The organism is Streptomyces sp. NPDC055955, from assembly GCF_042270245.1.
In the GTDB taxonomy this organism is placed as follows: Bacteria; Actinomycetota; Actinomycetes; order Streptomycetales; family Streptomycetaceae; genus Streptomyces.
Window position 1 is genome coordinate 198,770 of the sequence record NZ_JBHJYS010000006.1, and the last position, 22,615, is coordinate 221,384.

The 22,615-nt window shown below is 70.2% G+C and carries 27 protein-coding genes and 1 tRNA gene; 9 read left to right on the top strand and 19 right to left on the bottom strand.

Annotated features, from left to right (window positions below):
- Positions 1-12: 12 nt before the first annotated feature.
- Complete coding sequence (locus ACFC96_RS14515) at positions 13-2,478, top strand: phosphoribosyltransferase (RefSeq protein ID WP_376612490.1); 2,466 nt, start codon at positions 13-15, stop codon at positions 2,476-2,478.
- On the top strand, positions 2,475-3,308 hold the full coding sequence (locus ACFC96_RS14520) for an HAD family hydrolase (protein ID WP_376612491.1): 834 nt from the start codon (positions 2,475-2,477) through the stop codon (positions 3,306-3,308). The genes ACFC96_RS14515 and ACFC96_RS14520 overlap by 4 nt, the downstream gene beginning before the upstream one ends.
- Before the next feature lie 72 nt (positions 3,309-3,380).
- Here ACFC96_RS14520 and ACFC96_RS14525 read toward each other — a convergent pair whose 3' ends face one another.
- From ACFC96_RS14525 to ACFC96_RS14560, 8 genes are all read right to left on the bottom strand, one after another.
- On the bottom strand, positions 3,381-3,608 hold the full coding sequence (locus ACFC96_RS14525) for a zinc ribbon domain-containing protein (RefSeq protein ID WP_376262957.1): 228 nt from the start codon (positions 3,606-3,608) through the stop codon (positions 3,381-3,383).
- 32 nt (positions 3,609-3,640) lie between these two features.
- A complete protein-coding gene (locus tag ACFC96_RS14530) occupies positions 3,641-4,357 on the bottom strand; it encodes a sugar kinase (RefSeq protein ID WP_376612493.1) in 717 nt (238 codons plus the stop codon).
- A 48-nt stretch (positions 4,358-4,405) separates the two neighbouring features.
- Positions 4,406-4,573: a hypothetical protein gene (locus ACFC96_RS14535; protein WP_376612495.1), complete on the bottom strand. Its 168-nt coding sequence runs from the start codon at positions 4,571-4,573 to the stop codon at positions 4,406-4,408.
- 41 nt (positions 4,574-4,614) lie between these two features.
- Positions 4,615-5,235, bottom strand: coding sequence for a bifunctional 4-hydroxy-2-oxoglutarate aldolase/2-dehydro-3-deoxy-phosphogluconate aldolase (locus ACFC96_RS14540; RefSeq protein WP_376612497.1), 621 nt, complete (start codon positions 5,233-5,235; stop codon positions 4,615-4,617).
- 80 nt (positions 5,236-5,315) lie between these two features.
- Complete coding sequence (dgoD, locus tag ACFC96_RS14545; RefSeq protein WP_376612499.1) at positions 5,316-6,461, bottom strand: galactonate dehydratase; 1,146 nt, start codon at positions 6,459-6,461, stop codon at positions 5,316-5,318.
- A gap of 47 nt (positions 6,462-6,508) precedes the next feature.
- Positions 6,509-7,285, bottom strand: coding sequence for a FadR/GntR family transcriptional regulator (locus tag ACFC96_RS14550; RefSeq protein ID WP_376612501.1), 777 nt, complete (start codon positions 7,283-7,285; stop codon positions 6,509-6,511).
- Positions 7,286-7,311: 26 nt separating this feature from the next.
- Entirely contained in the window at positions 7,312-7,974 is a 663-nt protein-coding gene (locus ACFC96_RS14555) for a DUF4383 domain-containing protein (RefSeq protein WP_376612503.1), read from the bottom strand.
- A 238-nt stretch (positions 7,975-8,212) separates the two neighbouring features.
- Positions 8,213-9,574 (bottom strand): hypothetical protein, encoded by a 1,362-nt coding sequence (locus tag ACFC96_RS14560; protein WP_376263114.1) that lies wholly within the window; start codon positions 9,572-9,574, stop codon positions 8,213-8,215.
- A gap of 194 nt (positions 9,575-9,768) precedes the next feature.
- Between ACFC96_RS14560 and ACFC96_RS14565 the strand changes: the two genes are divergently transcribed.
- Positions 9,769-9,840: transfer RNA gene (locus tag ACFC96_RS14565), tRNA-Val, on the top strand.
- Between the two features lie 71 nt (positions 9,841-9,911).
- Here the strand turns inward: ACFC96_RS14565 and ACFC96_RS14570 are convergent.
- Positions 9,912-10,745 carry a tyrosine-type recombinase/integrase gene (locus tag ACFC96_RS14570; RefSeq protein ID WP_376263111.1) on the bottom strand — a complete coding sequence of 278 codons (834 nt, stop codon included), beginning with the start codon at positions 10,743-10,745 and terminating at the stop codon, positions 9,912-9,914.
- Positions 10,746-10,794: 49 nt separating this feature from the next.
- On the opposite strand from ACFC96_RS14570, the gene ACFC96_RS14575 reads away from it, so the two are divergent.
- Both ACFC96_RS14575 and ACFC96_RS14580 read left to right on the top strand, forming a co-directional pair.
- Complete coding sequence (locus ACFC96_RS14575; protein WP_376612505.1) at positions 10,795-11,484, top strand: XRE family transcriptional regulator; 690 nt, start codon at positions 10,795-10,797, stop codon at positions 11,482-11,484.
- Between the two features lie 19 nt (positions 11,485-11,503).
- Positions 11,504-11,980 carry an NUDIX domain-containing protein gene (locus tag ACFC96_RS14580; RefSeq protein WP_376262934.1) on the top strand — a complete coding sequence of 159 codons (477 nt, stop codon included), beginning with the start codon at positions 11,504-11,506 and terminating at the stop codon, positions 11,978-11,980.
- Positions 11,981-12,050: 70 nt separating this feature from the next.
- Here ACFC96_RS14580 and ACFC96_RS14585 read toward each other — a convergent pair whose 3' ends face one another.
- On the bottom strand, positions 12,051-12,425 hold the full coding sequence (locus ACFC96_RS14585) for a VOC family protein (RefSeq protein ID WP_376227966.1): 375 nt from the start codon (positions 12,423-12,425) through the stop codon (positions 12,051-12,053).
- A gap of 583 nt (positions 12,426-13,008) precedes the next feature.
- Between ACFC96_RS14585 and ACFC96_RS14590 the strand changes: the two genes are divergently transcribed.
- Positions 13,009-13,356 (top strand): hypothetical protein, encoded by a 348-nt coding sequence (locus tag ACFC96_RS14590; RefSeq protein ID WP_376612507.1) that lies wholly within the window; start codon positions 13,009-13,011, stop codon positions 13,354-13,356.
- Between the two features lie 478 nt (positions 13,357-13,834).
- On the opposite strand, the gene ACFC96_RS14595 is transcribed toward ACFC96_RS14590, so the two are convergent.
- From ACFC96_RS14595 to ACFC96_RS14620, 6 genes are all read right to left on the bottom strand, one after another.
- Positions 13,835-15,742 (bottom strand): hypothetical protein, encoded by a 1,908-nt coding sequence (locus ACFC96_RS14595; protein WP_376612509.1) that lies wholly within the window; start codon positions 15,740-15,742, stop codon positions 13,835-13,837.
- A gap of 272 nt (positions 15,743-16,014) precedes the next feature.
- Entirely contained in the window at positions 16,015-16,461 is a 447-nt protein-coding gene (locus tag ACFC96_RS14600) for a hypothetical protein (protein ID WP_376262925.1), read from the bottom strand.
- 444 nt (positions 16,462-16,905) lie between these two features.
- Positions 16,906-17,412 (bottom strand): GNAT family N-acetyltransferase, encoded by a 507-nt coding sequence (locus tag ACFC96_RS14605; RefSeq protein ID WP_376612510.1) that lies wholly within the window; start codon positions 17,410-17,412, stop codon positions 16,906-16,908.
- Positions 17,409-17,828, bottom strand: coding sequence for an arsenate reductase ArsC (locus tag ACFC96_RS14610; RefSeq protein ID WP_376612512.1), 420 nt, complete (start codon positions 17,826-17,828; stop codon positions 17,409-17,411). The genes ACFC96_RS14605 and ACFC96_RS14610 overlap by 4 nt, the downstream gene beginning before the upstream one ends.
- On the bottom strand, positions 17,821-18,918 hold the full coding sequence (gene arsB, locus ACFC96_RS14615; RefSeq protein WP_376262919.1) for an ACR3 family arsenite efflux transporter: 1,098 nt from the start codon (positions 18,916-18,918) through the stop codon (positions 17,821-17,823). Before arsB ends, ACFC96_RS14610 begins: the two co-directional genes overlap by 8 nt.
- On the bottom strand, positions 18,915-19,322 hold the full coding sequence (locus tag ACFC96_RS14620) for an ArsR/SmtB family transcription factor (RefSeq protein ID WP_376262916.1): 408 nt from the start codon (positions 19,320-19,322) through the stop codon (positions 18,915-18,917). The genes arsB and ACFC96_RS14620 overlap by 4 nt, the downstream gene beginning before the upstream one ends.
- Positions 19,323-19,401: 79 nt before the next feature.
- Between ACFC96_RS14620 and ACFC96_RS14625 the strand changes: the two genes are divergently transcribed.
- Positions 19,402-19,887 carry an ArsI/CadI family heavy metal resistance metalloenzyme gene (locus ACFC96_RS14625; RefSeq protein WP_376612514.1) on the top strand — a complete coding sequence of 162 codons (486 nt, stop codon included), beginning with the start codon at positions 19,402-19,404 and terminating at the stop codon, positions 19,885-19,887.
- Between the two features lie 295 nt (positions 19,888-20,182).
- Complete coding sequence (locus ACFC96_RS14630) at positions 20,183-20,347, top strand: hypothetical protein (RefSeq protein WP_376262904.1); 165 nt, start codon at positions 20,183-20,185, stop codon at positions 20,345-20,347.
- Positions 20,348-20,392: 45 nt separating this feature from the next.
- On the opposite strand, the gene ACFC96_RS14635 is transcribed toward ACFC96_RS14630, so the two are convergent.
- Positions 20,393-20,737, bottom strand: a complete 345-nt coding sequence (locus ACFC96_RS14635; protein ID WP_376262901.1) for a hypothetical protein — start codon at positions 20,735-20,737, stop codon at positions 20,393-20,395.
- 130 nt (positions 20,738-20,867) lie between these two features.
- On the opposite strand from ACFC96_RS14635, the gene ACFC96_RS14640 reads away from it, so the two are divergent.
- Positions 20,868-21,110 (top strand): DUF2277 domain-containing protein, encoded by a 243-nt coding sequence (locus tag ACFC96_RS14640; protein ID WP_116502304.1) that lies wholly within the window; start codon positions 20,868-20,870, stop codon positions 21,108-21,110.
- A 23-nt stretch (positions 21,111-21,133) separates the two neighbouring features.
- Here the strand turns inward: ACFC96_RS14640 and ACFC96_RS14645 are convergent, their stop codons facing one another.
- Together ACFC96_RS14645 and ACFC96_RS14650 are read right to left on the bottom strand one after the other, a co-directional pair.
- A complete protein-coding gene (locus ACFC96_RS14645) occupies positions 21,134-21,757 on the bottom strand; it encodes a DedA family protein (protein ID WP_376612516.1) in 624 nt (207 codons plus the stop codon).
- Between the two features lie 157 nt (positions 21,758-21,914).
- A complete protein-coding gene (locus ACFC96_RS14650) occupies positions 21,915-22,361 on the bottom strand; it encodes a hypothetical protein (protein ID WP_376612518.1) in 447 nt (148 codons plus the stop codon).
- Between the last annotated feature and the right edge of the window lie 254 nt (positions 22,362-22,615).

Here is a 22,615-nt window from a genome sequence, read left to right on the forward strand (position 1 = left end):
ATGATGAAAGCAATGAAAAGGGGCGAAGTGGTCTGGTCGGGGATGTGGGTCGCACAGCGGCTGGGAGTCGAGCTCGTCGGTGACGAGGAGATATCCGGGCTGCTGGGCCTTGCCCTGCGCCGCAATCCCAAACGGGCCCATCTGCTCGTGTCGAACGTCCTCGGCAAGCACGTGCCGCAGTCGCCGGACGTGGTCTGGCGCGCCGGGTACGACCTCGGTCTGCGGGTGCGCGAGGTGCTCGGTGACGACGCGGCGCGGCGGGCCGTCGTGCTCGGATACGCCGAGACGGCGACGGGCCTCGGGCACTCCGTGGCCGACGGCCTGGGCCTCGCGCCCTATCTGCACTCGACGCGGCGCCCCGTCGACGGGGTGGCGCGCGCGGGCGGCTTCGAGGAGTCCCACTCGCACGCCACCTCGCATCTGCTGCTGCCCGAGGACCCCCGCCTCCTCGCGGGCGACGGGGCACTCGTCCTCGTCGACGACGAGTTCTCCACGGGCAATACGGTCCTGAACACGATCCGCGCCCTGCACGAGCGCTACCCGCGCGAGCACTACGTCATCGTCGCCCTCGTCGACATGCGCTCGCCCGACGACCGGGGCCGTCTGGCCGACTTCGCCCGCGAGATCGGCGCCCGCGTCGACCTGGTCGCGTCCGCCTCCGGCACCGTCAAGCTCCCCGACGACGTCCTCGCCAAGGGCCAGGCCCTGGTCGCCCGTCACGAGTCCCTCGCCGAGGCCCCGACCGCGCGCACAGAGCCCGGCCGCGTGACGCGTGTGGACCTCGGCTGGCCCGCGTCCGTACCCGACGGGGGCCGGCACGGCTTCACGCCGGAGCACCGAGCGGCGCTCGACGCGGCGCTGCCCGCCATGGCCGCCCGCCTCACCGCGCCCCTGGGGGACGCCCGCCGCGTACTCGTCCTCGGCTTCGAGGAGTTGATGTACGCGCCGCTCGCCCTGGCCCGCGAGGTCGAGAAGGGCACGCAGGCGCAGGTGCGCTACTCCACCACGACGCGTTCGCCGGTCCTCGCCGTCGACGACCCCGGCTACGCGATCCGCACCCGCCTCGTCTTCCCCGCCCACGACGACCCGGCCGACGGGCCGGGTGAGCGGTACGCGTACAACGTCGCGGGTGGTGACTTCGACGCGATCGTCGCCGTCGTCGACTCCACGGCGGACACACCCGAACTGCACGCCCCCGACGGCCTGTTGGCGCGCCTCGCCGAGCACACCCCGCATGTGCTGCTGGCCGTCGTCCCCTCGTACGTCCCTGACGGGGCCGCCCCCGCAAAGGCCCTCTCCGAGTGGGCCGCCCCCGAAAGGCCCCTCGTGTCCCCCGCGCTCCCCGAGCCCCTCCGTGGCCCCGCCTTCTCCTCGTACGCGCCCGACGAGGTCGGCTGGCTGCTCCAGGACCTCTCGGACGTCGAGCTGGAGGCCCCGACCGAGGAGCGCGAGGAGGCGATCCAGGGCGGTGGCGCGCACTACGCCGAGTCGCTGCCCGTCGAGTACCAGCCGAGTGCCGAGTACCAGGCACTGTTCCAGTCCGCCCTGGAGGTCTCGGCCGCGCGGATCGCGCAGGCCGTCGGCGTCGTGACCGAGACCGTGCTCGCGGAGCGGTCCCCGCGCCCCGTACTCGTCTCGCTCGCCCGCGCCGGCACGCCCGTCGGTGTGCTGATGCGCCGCTGGGCGCAGGCGCGGCGCGGCCTGGACCTGCCGCACTACGCCGTCTCGATCGTGCGCGGCCGCGGCATCGACGCGAACGCGCTGCGCTGGCTCGCCGCCCACCACGACCCGGCCGACGTCGTCTTCGTCGACGGCTGGACCGGCAAGGGCGCGATCACCCGCGAACTGGCGGAGGCCCTCAAGGAGTTCCCGGGCTTCGACCCCGAGATCGCGGTGCTCGCCGACCCCGGTTCCTGCGTGCGCACCTACGGCACCCGTGAGGACTTCCTCATCCCGTCCGCGTGCCTCAACTCGACGGTCTCCGGCCTGATATCGCGTACGGTGCTGCGCGCCGACCTCGTCGGGCCGCACGACTTCCACGGCGGCAAGTTCTACCGCGAGCTCGCCGAGGCGGACGTCTCCACGCACTTCCTCGACACGGTCGAGGCCCGCTTCGACGAGGTCGCCGACGCCGTGGACGCCCAGGTCAAGGAGATGCTCTCCGCCGACCGCGCGCCCACCTGGGAGGGCTGGGCGGCCGTCGAGCGGATCAGCGAGGAGTACGAGATCCACGACGTGAACCTCGTGAAGCCCGGCGTCGGCGAGACGACCCGCGTGCTGCTGCGCCGCGTCCCGTGGAAGATACTCGCCCGCACGGGCGCCGGCGCGGACCTCGACCACGTACGCCTGCTGGCCGAGCAGCGCGGGGTGCCCGTCGAGGAGGTCGCCGAACTCCCGTACACCTGTGTCGGGTTGATCCATCCGAAGTACACGCGGGGCGCCACCGGCGCGGACGGCAAGGCGGTGGGCGCGAAGTGAGCGCGACGCCCGTCACCCTGGTCGCCAGCGACCTCGACCGCACCCTGATCTACTCCGCGGCAGCCCTGGGCCTGACCGTGCCCGACGCCCGAGCGCCGCGCCTGCTGTGCGTCGAGGTCTACCAGGGCAAGCCCCTCTCCTACGTCACCGAGGACGCGGCCGCGCTGCTCGGCGAACTCGGCCGCGGCGCACTCTTCGTCCCGACCACGACCCGCACCCGTGAGCAGTACGGACGCATCCGTCTTCCGGGACCCGCGCCGCAGTTCGCGATCTGCGCCAACGGCGGGCACCTTCTGGTGGACGGGGTGTCGGACCCGGACTGGCGCGCCGCTGTGGACGAGCGGCTCGCCGCCGAGTGCGCGCCGCTCGACGAGGTGCGGGCGCATCTGGCGCGGACGGCCGACCCGGCGTGGCTCCTGAAGGAACGCGTCGCCGAGGACCTCTTCGCGTATCTCGTGGTCGAGCGGTCCCTGCTCCCGGAGGGCTGGGTCAAGGAGCTGGCCGTGTGGGCGGAGAGCCGCGGCTGGACGGTCTCCCTCCAGGGCCGCAAGATCTACGCGGTCCCGAAGCCGCTCACCAAGAGTGCGGCCATGCGTGAGGTGGCCCGCCGCTCGGGCGCCGACCTCACGCTGGCGGCCGGCGACTCCCTGCTCGACGCGGACCTGCTCCTCGCGGCCGACCGTGCCTGGCGCCCCGGCCACGGCGAGCTGGCGGACGCGGGGTGGACGGCGCCGCACGTCACGGCCCTGGAGGACCGGGGTGTCGCGGCGGGCGAGACGATCCTGCGGGAGCTGATCGGGGAGGTCCGCAACCCCCGCCCGTCCCCGTAGGGGCCACCCGCACGCCGTACGTACGGGTCAGGCCCCCGGGCGCTCACTCTCCTCGCGCTCGTCTGCCGCAGGTCACCCGCAGCAGCCTCCGCCGCAGCAGCCCCCGCCTCCGCCTCCGCCGCCCGCGGGGCGGGCCGGGGCGGAGCTCGCCGCGGTGCCGCCGACGGCGACCGTCGACAGCAGCTTCACCGTGTCGTCGTGGCCCGCGGGGCAGTCCGCGGGGGCCGAGGACTCGGCCATGGGGCGGCTCAGTTCGAACGTGTCGCCGCAGGTCCGGCAGCGGTACTCGTAGCGTGGCATGGGCACAGGTTAGCGGCCGCGCCCGGCGGACGTCAGCGCACGACGGTCCCCTGGCCCGCCCCGAGCAGCCCGAGTTCCGCCCGCGTGGGCGCCCCCTCCCAGTCGCCCGGCTGCGCGACCGCGAAGGCGCCCGTCGTCACGGCCCGGTCGAGGCGCGCGGCGATGTCCTCGCCGTCGAGGAGCGCGGAGAGATGGCCGGCGACGAAGGCGTCACCGGCCCCGACGGCGTCCACCGCGCTCACCGGCCGCGCCGGGACGCGCAGCTCACCGTCGGCCGAGTGGGCGACCGCCCCGTCGGCACCGAGCTTGACGACGACCTCGCGCACCCCGAGATCGAGCAGGGCCTTGACCGCGTCCGGTCCGGGCGGCGCGCACAGCGGCAGCTCGTCGTCGGAGGCGATGAGGACATCCACGTACGGGACCCAGTCGCGCAGTTCGGCGGCGGCCTCCTGTGAACTCCACAGCCGAGAGCGATAGTTGGCGTCCAGGGTGACCGGAACGCCGTGTTCGCGGGCAAGCCGCAAGGTGCGTTGGCAGGCCTCGCGCGCGGGGGTGATCCCCGTCAGATGCAGGACGCGGGGCGGACCGGCCGTGAAGGCCCGCTCGACGCGGGCGGCGTCGAGCCGCGAACCCGCCGGGTAGTACTGGACCCGCGTCACCTCGGGCAACCGCGGCTCGAACAGGATCAGGCCCGTCGGGGCGCCGGTGTCACGGGTGACGCAGGACGTGTCGACGCCCTCGGCGCGCAACGTGCGCAGGACCAGTTCGACCGCCTCGTCGGCGCCGACCGCGCCCGCTCAGCGGACGCTGTGGCCGAGCCGGGTGAGCCCGATGGCGACGTTCGACTCGGCGCCCGCGACGGACAGGTCCATCGAGCCGCCCAGCTTGAACGGCCCGTGGCCGCGCAGCGCGACCATGGTCTCGCCGAAGGTGAGCACGTCGACGGGGGAGGTGGTGGGGGGCACGGCCGGGAAGGGGCTCGACCCCGAAGTCGGTCCCGACGCCGTCATCCGCACACCGCCTTGAACTCGGCCGCCCGCTTGCGCAGCCGGCCCAGGTCCCCGCCGTCCGCCGCGTCGCCGATGAGCGGCGAGCCGACCCCGACGGCGATGGCGCCGCTCTCCAGGTAAGCGGTCGCCGCCGCCGCGTCGACCCCGCCCACCGGCACGAACGGCGTCCGGGGGAACGGCCCCCGCAGCGCCTTCAGGTACGACGGGCCGCCCATCGCCGACGCCGGGAAGATCTTCAGGGCCGTCGCCCCGGACGCCTCGGCCGCGATGACGTCGGTCGGGGTGAGCACCCCGGCGAGCACGGGCAGGCCCTGCCGCAGGGACTCGTCGACTCCGGGGCCGAGCCCCGGCGTCACGATGAGGTTCGCCCCGGCGGCGGCCGCCTCGCGGGCGTCCTCGGCGGTCAGGACCGTGCCCGCGCCCAGCCAGACGTCGTCGCCGAGTTCGTCCCGCGCCCTGCGGATCACCGTGAGGGCGTCACGGCCGCTGAGCGACACCTCCACCAGCGGGATTCCGGCCTCGGCCAGGGCCATGACCGTACGGAACGACGCGTCGGGATCGCTTCCCCGGACGATCGCCACGAGGCGCTCGGCACGCAGTGCGGTAGTGAAGTCCATGGTGCTCTTCCTCGGTTCCTTTCAAGGGGCGCATCGGGGCGTTCAAGGGCGTTTTATACAGCTTGAACACTCGGCTCGGGTCACCACTCGGCGAACGAGCCGTCCTCGTACCGCCACACGGGGTTGCGCCAGGCATGCCCTTTGGCGTCGGCGGCGCGCACGGCCGCCTCGTCGACGTCCACGCCGAGGCCGGGTCGTTCGGTGCGCAGCAGCGATCCCCCGTCGAAGCGGAACGGCTCGCGATCGGCGACGTAGTCGAGGAGTTCGGCGTCCTTGTTGTAGTGGATGCCGATCGACTGCTCCTGGATCAGGAAGTTCGGTGTGGTGAAGGCGACTTGGAGGCTCGCGGCGAGGGCCACGGGGCCGAGCGGGCAGTGCGGCGCGATGTGGGCCCCGTACATCTCGGCGAGCGCGGCGATGCGGCGCAGCTCGGAGATGCCGCCCGCGTGCGAGATGTCGGGCTGCACCACGGCGACGCCGGCCTGGAGCGGGGCGAGGAACTCGCGTCGGGTGAAGAGCCGTTCGCCGAGCGCGAGGGGGATGTTGGAGGCGTTCACCAGGTCGGGGACGGCGTGCATGTGTTCCGAGAGGACGGGCTCCTCGACGAACAGGGGCGCGTACTCGGCGAGCAGCGGAAGGAGCCGACGGGCGTTGGCGGGGGAGACGCGGCCGTGGAAGTCGAGCGCGAAGTCCCTTTCGTCACCGAGGACTTCATGGGCCGTCTCCGCGCGCAACAGGCAGGCGCGGACCTCCTCGCGCGTGGCGAGCGGCGTCATGCGCCCACTGGCGTTCATCTTCACCGCCGTGAACCCGGCCTCGACTTGGGCGCTCACCGCGTCCCTGACCTCGCTCGGCTCGTCACCGCCCACCCACGCGTACGCGCGGATCCGCTCGCGCACCGGCCCGCCGAGCAACTGGTGCACCGGCTGCCCGTACGTCTTGCCCTTGATGTCCCACAGCGCCTGGTCGAGCCCGGCGACGGCGGACGACAGGACCGGCCCGCCGCGGTAGAAGCCGCCCTTGGTCATGACCTGCCAGTGGTCCTCGATGCGCAGCGGGTCCTGGCCGACCAGATGTTCGGCGAGCACCTCGACGGCGGCCCGCACCGGCTCCGCGCGCCCCTCGACGACTGGCTCACCCCAGCCGACGACCCCTTCGTCGGTCTCCACGCGGACGAACATCCAGCGGGGCGGGGCGAGGAAGGTCTCGATGCGGGCGATCTTCACGTACGGGTTCCTCTCGGGGTGTCACGGGGGTGGGGGCGGGGTCGGTGTCAGGGGTGTCCGCGCCGGGACAGCTCGATCACGTCGAGCATCGCGGCGAAAGCGCCGTCCTGGTCCCGTGCGCGCACGCGTTCGGCGACCCGGGCGTGGGCGGGCAGCGGGTGCTCGTGCCGTCCGGCGTGCACGAGCCGGTCCCGTACGACCAGGGCCGGAATGATGACGCGCCGCATCTGTGCGAAGAAGGGGTTGCCCGAGGCGGTGAGGAGCGCCGTGTGGAAGGAGGCATCGGCGCGGACGGCGAGAACGGGGTCGCCTTCGGTCATGACGGCGTCGGTCGTGACGGGCGTCTGCTCGGCGGCGGCCATCGCGCTCAGTGCGGCGTCGAGGGCGGCCAGGTCCGCGTCCGTGCGGTGCGACGCGGCGAGCGCGGCCGCGGCGGGCTCGACGGCGCGGCGCAGCTCGAGGAGATCGGTGAAGAAGGCGCCGGGCGCGCCGGAGTCGATGGTCCAGCGCAGCACGTCGCTGTCGAGGAGGTTCCAGTCGTCACGCGGGCGTACGAAAGTCCCCCGCTTCTGCCGGGCGTCCAGCAGGCCCTTGGTGGTCAGCACCTTGATCGCCTCGCGGAGCACGGTCTGGCTGACGTCCAGCTCGGCCATGAGCCCCGGCAGATCGAGGAGATCCCCCTCCGCGTACGTCCCGTCGAAGATCCGCCGCGCGAGCGCCTCCACGGCGATCCGGTGGATGCCGCGTCCGGTGTACGAGACCCCCGCCGCGCCGGCCGGGCTCGGGCTGTCCGTGCGAGGGATGCCCCTGTCCTTGCGCGTCATGGAGGGCAGCTTCGCACGTGATCCGGTTATTTATCAATTATTCTCGGCGGCCCGGGCCCACCAGTGATCTTTGTGGTCCTGGTGGCGCCGGAGACCTCGGTGGCCCAGGCGGCCTTGGCGACCTCGGGGGTGGGGTGGGGCCGCCGGGCGGCGTGTGCGCGGTCCTCGCGGGCGGCGGCCTCCGGGTGGCGGGCGCGCCAGTAGGGGTTGTCGTGCGGCAGCGTTCCGCTGACGCGCCCGTACATCCCGAAGGCCATGAGCATCACGCCGACCACGAAGCTGAACAGCACGTTCTGGATCTGGAACGCGAGGAAGTTGTAGCCGGTCTGGAGAAGGGCGAGGTTCACGAAGCCGCTGAGGATGAACAGGATGCCGAAGGTCATGTTGACCGTCGAGGCGACGTTCCGTCCGATGAGCATGCCCGCGAAAAGGATCAGACCGACGCAGATCGACAGGACACTGAGGGCACCGTTGGTGTTCAGGCCGGCGACCTTGTCACCGCCGGTGTCGAAGAATCCGATGTGGTCGATGAGCCCCAGAATGCCGAAGGCGACCAGCACGAGCCCCATCAGGCCCGCACCTATCCGGTAGACCTTGCTGAGTCCGTGGTCGACGGGCAGATGATCGTCGAGGACGACGCGCTGGTGCCGGAACCGGGCCGAGCGGGCTTCGGGTACGTGCGCGGCCATGATCGCCTCCCTTGCACATACGTACTTCAAGGATCCGCCCGCAGCCGGGAGGGCGCCAACAGGACGGCTCGGGGGTCGGGCGGGGACGGTCAGCGTCAGCCCAGGAGCCCGCTCGGGACGGGCAGCTCAGGAGGGTGCCGCTCGCAGAAGGGCCGCTCATAGGAGGGGCCCCTTGGGAGAGCGCGGTTGAAGAGAGAGTGCGCCTCAGAAGTGGGTGTGGCTCAGGAGTGGGTGCGGCTCAGGAGTGAGCTCCCCGCTCCTCCCTGATCTGGGCGACGACGCGGGCGACCGTCTGCCGGACGGCCTCCGTCTCCGTGAGGAAGTGCCAGTAATCGGGGTGGCGTCCCTCAAGAGCGGCGACGGCGCGGTCGAGGCGCCCCACGGAGTCGTCGAGGGGACGGGCGTGCCGCGGCTCGGGCGTGCTCCGCCCCGACATGGCGAGCCGCTGCGCGTCCCGGATGGCGAACCGCGTCCGGTCGATCTCCTGCTGCGGGTCCTTCGCCACGGCGTTCAGCCGCTGCAGCCGGTCGGACGCGGCGGACACGTCCTCGTCCGTCGTGTTCAGCAGGGCCCGGACCGTCGACAGACGCGACGTCGCGTCAGGCCATCGCTGCTCGTCCCGCGCCGCACGCGCCTCGCCGAGCTTCAGCTCCGCCTGCCGTACGTTCTCCGCGGCGCGCTCCGGCACGTGCTGGAGGTCCTGCCAGCAGGGGGCCGTGAACCGTCTGCGCAGTTCGCTCAGGATGGGCTCGACCTGCCCGGCCCGCGTGGTCAGGGCCTGCGCGCGGGTCCGCAGCGACACGAGGCGGCGGTCGATCTCGGCGGCACGCTCCGGCAGCCGCTGGGCCTCGGCCCGCACGGCCTCGGCATCCCGGGCGACGCGCTCGGCGCGCTCCAGGGTGTCCGGCACGCCGTGGCGGCCCGCGCCTTGGTTGAGCCGGGTGAGTTCGGGCCCGAGGGCCGCGAGGCGGGCGGCGAGATCGTCGGCCTTGAGCCCGGCACCGCGCACGGCGTCCAGGGAGTTGCTCGCCGCGAGGAGCGCCTGCCGCGCCCGCTCGACGGCGGGGGCCAGCCGCGCCAGTTGTGTCTCGGCCTTCCCGAGCAGCGGCCCGAGACCCTGCGAGAACCGGTCGAGGTCGAGCTTCACCTTGGCCAGCTCGTCCTTGGCCCGGCTCAGCTCGGCGCGCGCCCGCGAAGCGACCGACGCCTCCAGGTCGTCCCGGTCGAGGTCGTGCGCGTCCACGGCGGTGATGTACTGCAGGCTGGCCTCGTCGATCCGCCGGCCGAGAGCCTCGAAGTCGGAGACGGTGCGGCGCGCGGCGGGCGAGTCGTCGACGGCCGTGATGGTCTCGATGGAGATCCGCAGATCGCGCTGGGCGGTGTCCAGTTCGTAGAACGCGGCCGCGGCGGCGTCCTTGGCGGCCTGCGCCTCCGCCCGCTGCCCTTCCCCGCGCCCGAACCAGCGCCGGGTACCGCCCCCGGCGAACGCGGCCGGTGCCGCGGCGACGGCTACGGCGACGAGAGGCAGCGGAAGCAGGACGAGCCCGAGCAGATCGCGAAGCGCGGCGCGCGGTCGCGTGGACGACGCATACGGCCGCATCGGTGGTGTCGCCGTCACTACCCTCTCCCGTGCTGCCCTCGCCCGTGCTCTCATCCGCCCTGCCCGCTGTCATTCTCCCACCGGTTAATGACGAACACACGAGCCGGATAGTTCGCTCTGAGCTCGGGGACTTTGCCGGACGATACGGGTTTGCGGGGTACCACCACGGGCAAGGTAGGCTGTCGAATCATCCCGGGCGCGTAGCTCAGTGGTAGAGCGCTGCCCTTACAAGGCAGATGTCGGCGGTTCGAAACCGTCCGCGCCCACCTGGGAAAAGACCCCCGGCCGTTTACGGTCGGGGGTCTTTGACATCCAGAGCTGACATCAACGCCCATGATCACTCACGGTCGAGCCGCCTCCTGAGCAGCCGATCCATGTGGCTGACAGCCTCACGCTGCGTGTCCTGGACGACGTGCGTGTAGACGTTCATGGTGACCGCGATCTGACTGTGCCCAAGGATCTCCATCACGACACGAGGCGCCACGCCGGCGGCGGTGAGCAGGGTCGCGGTGCTGTGTCGAGCGTCATGCAGCCGGATCACACGCAGTCCGACGTTCCCGGCGACACGGGTGAAAGAGCGATACACATTCCGCGGCTCGATCGGCCGACCGGTGCGTGTCGTGAAGACGTAGTCGCTCTCCGCCCACCGATCCCCGGCACGCTCGCGCAAGGCCGCCTGACGCAGCCGCTGCCAACGAAGTGGCGCGACGCAGATCGCGGGAAGCGGCAAGGCCTGCTTGCGTCGCCGTCCCTTCGGATCATCGTCGTAGACCTCTCCACCGACGCGCTGCCGTTGCTTCCGGACCCGGATGACGCGCTTGTCGAGGTCGACGTCCTGCCACCGGAGACCCACGATCTCGCCCCGACGGAAGCCGAGTGCGATCGCGAGCACGAACGCGGCGTAGAGCGGATCCCTACGAGCCGCGGTGAGGAAGTCGAGGGTCTCGTCCAGCGACCAGGGCGACAGGTCCCGCGACTCGACCTGGGGCGGTTCGACGAGCGAGACGACGTTGCGCGTGATCAGTTCCTCGTGGCAGGCCGCCGACAGGGCCGAGCGCAGAACCTTGTGCGACTCCTTGGCAGTTGCCGCGGTCGACTCCCGCTCCAGTCGATTGAGGAAGCGGCGAACATCGGCGACGCTCAACGATTCGAGACGCTTCGTGCCGAGCATCGGCACCAGGTAAAGCCGAACGTGCACCTCGTACTTGGCGGGCGCTGCGATGGTTCTCACCAAGCTTGGAGCGACCGACCTTGCGTGGATCGCGGCGGACCGCGGGTTGGCCGCGGCTCAGCAGTCCGGCAACACGGTAGTCACTGGGCCGCTCTTCCGGTCCGTGGCTCACTTCCTCTTGTCCAACGGTCGGTTCGACGCTGCGGTACAGCTCGTCGGCGACGCATCGGACCACCTTCGCCCGGGACTCGACGATGCCAGTCCCGAGTTCCTGTCGGTCTACGGGACGCTCTTCCTTGCTGGCTCCATGGCCGCGGCTCGCACAGAGGCCCGCTCGACCACCCAAGCGTTTCTGGCCGAGGCAGACCAGGCCGCACAGCGACTTGGCCACGATGCCAATCACGTCTGGGCCGCCTTCGGGCCGACCAACGTCGCGCTTCACCGCGTGGCTACGGCGGCCGAGTTTGGAGACATGCAGGTTGCCATCGATCTCGGGCCGCAAATCGATGCGAGTGCTCTGCCGACCGAGCGACGGACCCGACACAACATCGAGATGGCCAGGGCCCTCAGCGCACATAACCGCGTAGATGATGCTCTGTCGATGATTCTCGAAGCAGCGCGGCGGGCCCCGGAGCAGGTACGCAGCCACTACCTCACTTGCGAGCTCGTACTGAGCTGGGTTCGCGGCCGACCGAGCCGAGACATGGCGAATCTGGCCAACCGGTTGCACGTCGTGTGACGTAGGTACGCTCGGGCGCATGGCAGCGATGAACGAGCACGAGGCGAAGATGGCGCATCCGCGAATGGCCGCGGGTGTGCTCTTCTTTGATGCCGAGGGGCGCGTCCTCATGGTCGAGCCCACGTACAAGGACTACTGGGAGATCCCTGGCGGTTACGTCGAGACGGGGGAGTCGCCGCTACAGGCTGCCGTTCGGGAGGTGGAGGAGGAGTTGGGAATCACTCCTCCGGTGGGGAGCCTGCTTGCCGTCGACTGGGCACCCAGCACCGGCGAGGGGGACAAGGTCCTGTACATCTTCGACGGCGGCCGGCTCACGCCCGAGAGCCTTGCCGCGGTGACCTTGCAAGCGGATGAGCTCAAGGACTTTGCCTTCCTCTCTCCCGACGAGATCAACGGGCGCACGATTCCCCGTTTGGCCCGCCGCATCCTGGCCGCCGTAGAGGCCCGGTCCAAGTCGACGCCGATCTACCTCGAACACGGTCAGCAGCCCGAATAGCGCTGTCACGTAGCCATAAGTCTGCCCCGGATTCGTGAACCTCAGCCGATGCGGGATGCCGACGCAACCACTACGCGTAGCCAAGGCCCGGTGGCGGATCGAATACACAGAACTCGTTACCCTCCGGGTCGGCAACGACAACCCAGCGAAATCCGTGTTCGCTCTGTTCTTCAGAGATCTTTTGGGCGCCGAGCCGTTTGAGGCGATCAACCTCGGCGTCCAGGTCCTCGGTGTCGAAGTCGAGGTCAAGATGCATCCTGTTCTTGCCCTGCTTTGGCTCCGGGACTTGCTGCAAGAGAAGCGTTGGTGCCAGCGCGGGACCAACTAGGCTCAGATAAGGCGGTCCATCGAAGCCGCGCCGATATCCCAGCGGGGCGAGCGCAGCGAGCCAGAATCCCGCCTGCGCCTCGGTGTCAAGACAGTCCAGTGTCACGACGATCTGCATGGCGAAACGGTAGGGGGCTTGGGCAGCCTTGACGATCCGATTTCGGCAACACCGATTCCCTCTTGGACCCGTGCCACACCCGTGCCAGGTCGGCCGGGGAACCACGGGGAACGGCAGGTATGAAGTCGGCCGTGCCGAAAGGGCGTTAGGACGCTCCCTCGCAGTTCAGAGGCCAAACTCCCCTAGATCACCCGAGCTTCCCATGCTTATGGCGCAAGGCCCCGGGCTCGGCCATCATGAGGTCCATGTCCGAGTTCCCTTGGCCTCCGGAGTCACCGTCGAGTTCCGGCGGGGCGCTCAGGCTCCAGGATGGCGGGGGCGCCGTTCGCGAGTGCCGGCCGATTGGTGGCGTGTGCGGGGAGCTCCCATCCCAACTGCCATCGACCCAGGCAGAGCCGAGCTGACGCGGCCCAGGGGGCCGTCTCCGTTTCCGGGAAGGCCCTGCGACCGCTGAACCAATCTGACGCACCGTACTGACAGTAGGTGCCCTGGGGGTTTCAACTCACCCAAGGGCGCGGAGGCTTGACGGCAGCACCTGTGCCGTGGCCATCAACCCATCCCGTCGCGGCACTAGGGTGCCGCAATGAGGTTGCGCGGAGTGTTCATCGCATTTTTCCTGGTCCCGCTGGCGTGGGGGGTGATCACCCTGCTGAGGGCCGGGGCGGCCCACGGCGTCCCGGACTGCCCGGGGCTCCAGCTGGGCGAGGACGGCGAGGACCACCCCGGCCCCATGCGGCAGGGCTATACCTGCGCGCTCGACTACAGCGTCCACGGCGGCGATTCGACCGGCACGGCCACGTACGACCAGCTCAAGTACGCCCAGGAGGTGAAGCGCGGCGACCTCCTGGGCCAGGGTCTGCTGTACACGCTGTACGGAACGGCGGGCACGGTCGCCACCGTGATCGCCACCCGGAAGCGCGCCGACGGCTAGTGGCGATGAGGGATCACCGCAGAATGAGGCCGCGCTCCGGAGCGCCATCGAGGCGAGTGGACCAGAACAGGTCCATGGCCGGCGCGCTGTTCGTCGTGCGCTCATGGCGGCGGCCTCACCCCAGATGTCAGGTACGTGCGGAACCGCTCCTGACATCCACAGGTGACATCAACGACAGCGGACAGCGGCATCCCGAGGTGACCGACGGGGACGTCCAGGCCGCCGAATCGCGCCGTCGATGTTGACTCCAGAGAAGGGGTACGTCGTTGCTGGGGCGGTCGGCTCCCCTGTTTCAGCCGGTCATTTTGCCGCGAGCCTAGAAGATCATGGCCCCAACGTCGCGCTTTACCGGGCAGGTTCACAGACTGCCCGACTCGCTGGAACCTCACGGGGCCATGATCACTCGCACCACAGCAGTGCCAGGCCGTCATCGCTCGGCCGACCTGGCACGCCCGACGGCGGTATTACTGGGCCGCTGTCATCTGGGCTGCGTGCTGGTCTGGGCGGGGCAGGCGGTTGAGCTGGTCGTTGCCGGGCGTGCGGGTACCGGGGTCAGGGGTGTGCAGACGGGGGTGGCGGCTCCGATGAGTTCAACCAGGCCGGTGCCACCGGTGGGTGGGACGAATTTGGACCAGTTGTTGGCCAGCCAGACGTTGCCGGACTGGTCGATCTGGATGGCGGTGAGGTGCTGGATGGAGTTGCTGCGGTAGCCATGGGGCGGCGTCAGCAGGGAGCCGGTGGAGGAGCCGGGCGGGCAGGCGCTGGTGTTCACGCCGCACAGGACGGAGACGGAGGGGGCGCCGAAGCCGGCGATCCATATGCGGTCGGATCCGTCGATGGCCAGGGACCAGGGTGCGATCGTGGTCGGCAGTTTGTACTCGCCTGTGATCTTTCCGCTCGGCCCGATTTTGGTGACCGAGTTGCTGACGAAGCTGGGCACCCAGACGTTGTTCTTGGAATCGACGGCGAGTGCGAGGGGCCAGTCGAATGAGTTGTCCTTGATGGGGGAGAACGAGGTCGGCTTGAAGTCGGGGCCGATCACGGTGACGCTCCCGCCGACGTGGCCCTTGGGTACGCGTGTCTCCAGGAGTTTTGCCCCGTTGAGGCGGGCGTTGCTGACCCAGGCCCGGCCGTAGCCGTCGATCTGGATGGAGAACGGGTGGTCGAGGCCGCCGCCCTTGATGGTGATCGCCTTTGAGGGGTCACCGTGTGGGTAGACGGTCACGCTCCCCTGGCCGCGGTTGCCTTTCAGGCCATAGAAGTTGGCGATCCAGATGTTGCCCTTCTGGTCGACGGCGGTGCCCTGAGGGTGGGTCAGGCCGCCGTTCTTGAATCCTGTGCCGGCTGACAACGGCTTTCCGGCCGACGAGTACTTCGACATGGCATCGCCGCCGTAGCTGGGCACCCATACGGCGCCATCGTGGTCGATGGCGATGCCCCAGGCGCCTGCCTTCATGCCGCCGCCGCTGATGGGGCTGTTCAGGGTGGGGTTGCCCACCGGGTCCTGCACGGTGACGTAGGGGCTGGGGTTTCGCGTCCCGGGCAGCCAGTTGTTGGACGCCCAGACGTTGCCTTTGGCGTCGATGGCCATCCGGCCGGGGGCGTAGACGTCGGGGGGAGCGTAGTGCAGGGCCAGGACCCAGGCCTCCGGGGCCGTGGTGAGAGTGGGGGCGTAGGTGTGTGCCCGGCCTGCCAGGGCGTACAGCTTGCCGGTGGCCAGTCTCGGGTTGTGGGTGAGGTTGAGCACGGCTTGTGCCGTGTCGGCGGGTTTGGTCCCGTGCTGCGGTGTTGCCAGGCGCAGCATGTCCTGGCATCGCCCGGTGTCCGCTCCCGGCGCACAGAGGGAGACGAGGTTGGCCAGGGTGCCGAGGGTGGCCAGAGTGTCGTTCTTGGTGCCGTTGTTCTGGTCGGTGACGACCTTGCCGGGCCTTCCTGAGGCCGGGTCGGCGAGGTTGTAGGACGTGGCTGCGGCGTTCTCCAGGCCGGGGCTGGGCCCGGTGATGCCGCGCTGGTCGGTGAACTGGGCCAGCGCGTAGGTGGCGGCGACGGTGGTGAATTCGTTGACCGTGACAGCGGATTCGAGGCGCTGCGGCACACCGCCGCCGGGGCCGACTCCCACGACGGAGCGCAGACGCAACGACCGGTCACCAGCGGGTACGGCTTCGACGTACAGCACCGAGCCCGTGTGCCGGCTGGGCCGGATCTGGAAGGTTCCGTCGGCGTCGGTGGTGGCGTGTCCCAGTTCCCGAGTGCCTTGCCGGTCTCCGGCGAAGAGCGTGACGTCGGCGTGGGACAGCGGCTTTCCAGCGCTGGCGGCTGTGCCGTGCAACGGGGCCGGCGTGCCGGGAGGCGTGGTTGCGGGGAGCCCCGTCAGGGCCAGTGCCATGGTCGCCGATGCGGCGAAAGCGGTGCCTGGAAGCTGTCGGCAGGGCGTGCCTTTCTCAACGCTGCGACGAACGCGGAGTGCTGATCTGCGGGGGTGAATGGCCGAGGGAAGCAAGGTCAGGGCCTTTCGTCATGTCGGCTCGTGTCAGAACCTGCGCTCACAGGCGGGGCCTGGCCCAGCAACCGAATGCCGCGACGTCCCGGAGAGACCGCTCACGACGGCGGCCCTCGTGACGGCCGTGATCACAGCGCCCCGGTTCGGCACGACCGGTTCTATCCGTCGCTGCTGTTCGGGTCGCGCAGCGTGAACCATCCGATCTTGCGGCCGCACAGCCAGATCAGGCCCAAGTACAGGTGGGAATCGACCTGACGGAGCTCGTCGCGCACGCCCCCGAACACCAGCGACGTGTTGGAGTAGTCGATGACGATGCACTCCTGGTCGTCCAGACGGCTGGGCCCCGGCCCGACCATGGCAACGATGGACAGCATGTCCAGCGGGAAGAGTCGATTGCTGAGGTAGCCGTCGGGGCTGAAGACTTTGCCCCGCCACAAGAACAGATGCACCAGGCGGGCGAGCACCCGTGCCCCCGAAAGCCCCGCCCCTGGCAAGATCGCCAGACCCTCCATCGGGCCTTTGGGGATCTCGCCCGCAGGAATCTTGCGAAAGAGCTCCTCAAGCTGCTTGTCGTCGGTCTTGAGGAGCTCGGTGTCGGTTGGCATCACGAACTTCCTTCTCGCCGTCAGTCCCGCTCTGCTCCACACCTCTGGAGACAGCCCGAATCGGGAGGCGGGGTGCCGTTCTGCACAGGCCCGTGGCATTCGGGACAGGCCCGTGGCATTCGGGTCGCTGCCCGCAAACGCCTGTGGCCAAGGACTGATCGAGTAGCGGCTCCCAGGCATCGCAGCGATCCAGCGCTCAGTGCGGGGAGCCGTGCAAGAGGAGCGGCGGGTGACGTCCGAGGGCGACTAGTCCGGCACTGCGACCATCTTTGGCTTTCAATCCGCCACTTACTCCATTTTCAACCCCATTCAGGCGGCTCACAACCGCTGGCGAACTGCTGCCGTGTCGCACTGGTGCGCGGTGCGTGCCGAGCATCATGCCGCCGGATCACACGCAGTCCGGCGTTGCTCGCCACGCATGGCAGGCCGCGATGAGTGGGACGGTCACATGATGACCGGGCTTCGTCGCTCGATCATGACAACGTCTCGCCAGATTCCGTGATGTCGGCCGATGCGTTCACGAGTGCCGATCTCGCGGAAGCCGAGTTTTCGATGAACGGCGAGACTGGTCGTGTTCTCAGGGAAGACGCCCGACTGGATGGTCCAGATGCCCGCCGCCTCGGTCGAGGTGACGAGGGCGCCGAGCAGGGCGGCTGCGATGCCCTGGCCGCGCGTGTCGGGGTGGACGTAGACGGAGTGCTCGACCACACCTGCGTACGCGCATCGGTCGGAGACCGCGGACGCGGCGATCCAGCCGAGCACGATGCCGGCGCGGTCGAGGGCGACGTGTCGTTGGCCGGTCAGCTTGGCGCCGTCGAAGGCCGCCCACGTGGGCGCGGCGGTTTCGAAGGTGCCGTTCCCTTCGTCGATGCCGAGCCGGTAGATCTTCAGGACGTCGTCAGCGTGGTCGGGACGCATCGGTTCGACGCGAACGTCCCGCGCGCGGGTCATGTGCGTGCCGTCGGTGCGACCTCGTCCAGCAAGGCGCGGATGCGCTGCTCGATCTCGTCGCGGATGGGACGCACCGCGTCGACACCTTGCCCCGCGGGGTCCGTGAGCTGCCAGTCGAGGTAACGCTTGCCGGGGAAGACCGGGCAGGTGTCGCCGCAGCCCATCGTGATGACGACGTCGGACGCCTGGACGGCTTCCACGGTGAGGACCTTGGGCACCTCGGCCGAGATGTCGATACCGACCTCGGCGAGCGCTTCGACCACGGCGGGATTGACCGTGTCGGCCGGAGCGGAGCCCGCGGAACGGACTTCGACACGATCCCCGGCAAGGTGGGTGAGGAAGGCTGCCGCCATCTGTGAGCGTCCGGCGTTATGGACGCAGACGAACAGCACCGACGGCTTTGCGGTCTCAGGCATGTGTGGGTTCCTCCTGCGGTGCGGCGGAAGTCGGGGTGGTGAAGTAGCGGCGGGCGTACAAGGCCACGTAGACCAGGCCGATCAATACGGGCACTTCGATCAGCGGGCCGACGACACCGGCCAGAGCCTGGCCCGAGGAGGCGCCGAAGGTGGCGATCGCGACGGCGATGGCCAGCTCGAAGTTGTTGCCCGCGGCGGTGAAGGCGAGCGTGGTCGTGCGCGGGTGGTCGAGGCCGACCGCCTTGCCCATGGCCATGGACCCGGCCCACATGAGCGCGAAGTAGACCAGCAGCGGCAGCGCGATGCGGGCGACGTCCAAGGGCTGTGAGGTGATGGCGTCGCCCTGGAGGGCGAAGAGGATGACGATGGTGAACAGCAGTCCGTACAGGGCGAACGGGCCGACGCGCGGGATCAACTTCGCCTCGTACCAGGCGCGGCCCTTGGTCTTCTCGCCGATGCGACGGGTCAGGTAACCGGCCGCGAGCGGGATGCCGAGGAAGACGAGCACGCTGCGGGCGATCTCCCACACGGACACGTCGAGCGCTGTCTGTTCCAGGCCGAGCCAGCCAGGCAGGACCTGGAGGTAGAACCAGCCGAGCGCGGAGAACGCGATCACCTGGAACACCGAGTTGAGCGCGACCAGAACGGCGGCCGCCTCGCGGTGCCCGCAGGCCAGGTCGTTCCAGATGATGACCATGGCGATGCACCGCGCGAGGCCGACGATGATCAGGCCGGTGCGGTACTCCGGCAGGTCCGGCAGGAAGATCCAGGCCAGCGCGAACATGAGGGCCGGGCCGACGATCCAGTTCAGCAGCAGCGAGGGCAGCAACAGACGTCGGTCACGGGTCACGGTGTCGAGCCGGTCGTATCTCACCTTGGCCAGGACCGGGTACATCATCACGAGCAGGCCCAGCGCGATCGGCAGGGACACCCCGCTCACGGTCACCGTGGCCAGCGCGTCACCCAGCCCCGGCACCAAGCGGCCCAGGCCGAGCCCGACGGCCATCGCGGCGAGGATCCACACGGCCAGGTAGCGGTCGAGGAACGACAGCCGACCCGCCACGTTCCGCTCAGGTGCTTCGGCGCTCACGAGGTGGCACCTGCTGCCGTCGAGCGGTCGGGCAGCGGGGTGCCGGCGGGGCGGGCGAGGATGCCCGCGAGGCGGTCGGTCGTCTCCGGCAGCAGCCAGTAGTAGACCCAGGTGCCGCGCCGCTCGCAGTCGATCAGACCGGCCTGCCTCAGCAGCTTGAGGTGATGCGAGATGGTCGGCTGCGACAGGTCGAAGGCCGGGGTCAGGTCGCACACGCAGACCTCGCCGCCCGCCTGCGAGGCGATCATCGACAGCAACCGCAAGCGCACCGGGTCACCCAGCGCTTTGAAGACCTTGGCCAGCTCGACGGCCTGGTCCTCGTCCAGTGGGGCAGTGAGCAGCCCGGGGCAGCAGGCCTCGGCCTCTCCGGTCTGCCCGAGCACCACAAGCTCTTGATTCGACATGCCTCTATGTTGACAGCCTTCGATCCAAGGCGCAATCTTGTATCGACAGACATCAATGCAACTCGATGGGGGTACCGCCATGTCCCGCGCTCAGCTCGCCCTGCGTGTCAGCGACCTGGAGGCGTCGATCGCCTTCTACTCGAAGCTGTTCGGCACCGAACCGGCCAAGCGGCGCGAGGGCTACGCCAACTTCGCCCTGACCGAACCGCCGCTCAAGCTCGTGCTCATCGAGGGGGAGCCCGGCCAGGAAACCCGCCTCGACCACCTTGGCGTCGAGGTCGAGTCCACTGACCAGGTCACCGCGGCAACCGGCCGCCTGAAGGACGCCGGCCTGGCGACGTTCGAGGAGAACGACACCTCCTGCTGCTACGCCCTCCAGGACAAGGTGTGGGTTCATGGCCCCGGCCGGGAGCCGTGGGAGGTCTACGTCGTCAAGGCCGACGCCGACACCCTCGGCAAGAGCGCCCAGCCCGAAGCCGCCGGCGACGGCTGCTGCGCCGGCAAGGCCGAGCCGGAGCCGGAGCCGGAGTCGGAGTCGGTGGGTTCGGCATGTAGCTGTGGCTGACCTTGGCGACGCCGGACGGAGGCGTACGCGAGAAGCGCGGTGCCGGCGAGTGCGGCGATGGCCGCGCGCGTGCCCATGTCGTAGCCCCCTCTGGGATGGTTCGTGTACAGAAAGGGCATTATGCGTCACGTGAAGGAAGTGTGAAGGGGTCTCTCGTTCTGTGGGCTCGAGGGAGGGTGAAATGTCCGCACGGGGTGGGTGTGTTGTCGGTGTACGACGTGCTTGACGTCGTAACTTCCGTCACTCCGAGGGGGTTTCACGTGGCCTTCACGCACATGGACGTAGGCTTCACGTTATGGCCACGACTTCCGAACCCGCGACCGTGCGGCCTGCCGCCGAGGTGAACGAGCAGATACGTGCCCTTTGGCTGCGCGCCGGGGGGCGGTTGAGTGCGGAGGAGCGGGTGGAGTACGACGCGCTCGTGGTCGAGTGGGCCGCCGCCGTGCGTGCGGCCGCTTGAGCATCGCCCGGACCGAGGGGGCCGCCGAGGGTCGGTCGGGGCCGGTTACTCCGGGGTGGGGATGTCCGCCTCGCGGGCCCGCTTGAGGCGCATGCGGGCGTCCACGGTGTCCGGGCCCGATATGTCCTGCCAGTAGCGGTGGCACGTCACGAAGACCGCCAGCTCGCGCTCCCGTTGGCGGAGCTTTTCGACCTCCGCCTGTTCGTCCGGGGTCCAGCCGGGGGAGGCGGGGCGCTCGCGCTTGCGCCAGCCGTGGTCGTCGCTGAACCCGTCGAGAGGGTCCACCGACCAGGGAAGCCGCTTCAGGAGGGTCAGGAGCTCCGCCCTGACCTGGTGCAGCTCCTCCTGGCCCGCCAGGAGGTCACTCGGGAAGTCATAGGTCGCTGCCACGCGGCAATGCTACGCCTGTTCGATTTCTTGAGGCGAGCGATGGAGGGCGTGTTCATTCGTACGTGTGTTTCGAACGTATGTTCTTTCGGAAGGCGTGCGCCAGGGCGGGAGTGCGCGCGAGACTGGAGGCATGTGCCGCAGCATCAAGACCCTTCGCCCGCCCGTGCTCCCCGAAGAGGCCACCGAGGAGGAGATCCGGGCCGCAGCCCTGCAGTACGTGCGCAAGGTGTCCGGCTTCCGGGCGCCCGCCGCGCACAACAAGGAGGTGTTCGACCGGGCCGTGGACGTCGTCGCCCAGGCGACCGCCGAGCTGCTCGACGGGCTCGAAATCCGTGGCCAGGGGCGCCAGTTGGCCCCGGAGTCCGCCGCCTAGCGACCGGTCGGGTCCTGGATGGGTCAGCTCGTCCGTTCCGCCGGTCGCCGCATGAGGAACGCCGCCCCCGCCCCCGCCGCGAACAGCGCGAGCAGTGACACCCCCGTGGCCAGCCAGCTGGCGCCGAGCCACTGGCCGCCGAAGTAGCCGAGGGCCACGCTGTAGCCCGCCCAGGCCACGCCCGCGAGGGCGGACCACGGCAGGAACTCGCGGACCCGGCGGTGAGCCGTGCCCGCCGTGAACGAGACGATCGAGCGGCCCGCCGGGGCGAAGCGGGCGATGACCACGAGGATGCCGCCGCCGGAGCGCGCCAGCGCCCCGCCGAGACGTTCCTGCGCGCTGGTCAGGCGGCGGGAGCGGGCGATCGCGCGGTCGAGGCGCGCGCCGCCGCGCCACGCGATGCGGTACGCGACCAGGTCGCCCAGTACCGACGCCGTGGCCGCCGAGAGGATCAGCGTCAGGATGGACGGCACCTCGTGCGTCACCTGCCCGGCCGCCGCCCCGGTCCCGGCCGCTGCCGCGGTGGCCGCGGTGATGATCAGGACGCCGCTCGGCAGGACGGGCAGGAACACGTCGAGCAGTACGGAGAGGGCCACCACCGCGTAGATCCACGGACCGCCGGTCAGCGACCCCACACTCTCCAGCACCGAGACTCCCCGTGATCCGTGTTCGTGAGTTCCCCGGTCGGAGACTGACGCCGCGGTGTCGCGGGGAGCGGCAGGGGCGGCTGATGACAGCTGTACAGCGTACGCCTCGCTTGTGGCTGGAGGGGCGCCAGGGGCTCAGGTGTTCTCCAGGCCACGTTCACCCGGGTGCCGCGTCGCACGCGCGGTATGTCCCGGTAACCCCGTACGAACGGCGGGGAGGGAGAGCCGGCTCGGAGCGGGTGAGCGAAAGCCGGAGGAGCGGGCGATGGTGACAGGGATCGTGGCGGCGGGGGTGCTCGCGGCGGGCGCCGGGGCCGAGTGGGGTGGGACTGAGCGCGGCGGGACCGCGCAGGTGCGCCAGGGCGGCGGTGGGGATCCGGCCGGGGCGGGCGGGCGCTGCCGGCACCGAGGATCCGGTGCAGCCGTCGATGGACCCGGCCTGTGCGCACCCGGAGTACGAGGCCTGGCCCGGGTCCACCACGGACGCGGCCGGTGCGAGGGCCGCGAGCGCTCGGCCGAGCGGGGAGTTCAGGCCCGGCGAGGCGTGGGCCGTCGCGCTGCACGGGACGCCGGGCGGAGCGGGCGCCCGGATCGCGTGCTTCACGGTGCCGGGAAAACCGGCCTCCGTTGAGCCGGCGTCCGTCGACGTGGCGTCGGTTGAGCGGGCCTCCGTTGAGCCGGCGTCTGTCGAGCTGGCGTCGTTCGAACCGGCCTCCGTTGGGCCGACTTCCGCCGAGGCGGCGTCGGTTGAGCCGGCCTCCGTTGAGCCGGCGTCCTTCGAACCGGCCTCGTTCGAACCGGCCTCGGTTGAATCGGCTCCGTCGAACCGGTGCCGGTCGAGTCGACGGCGTTCGGGCG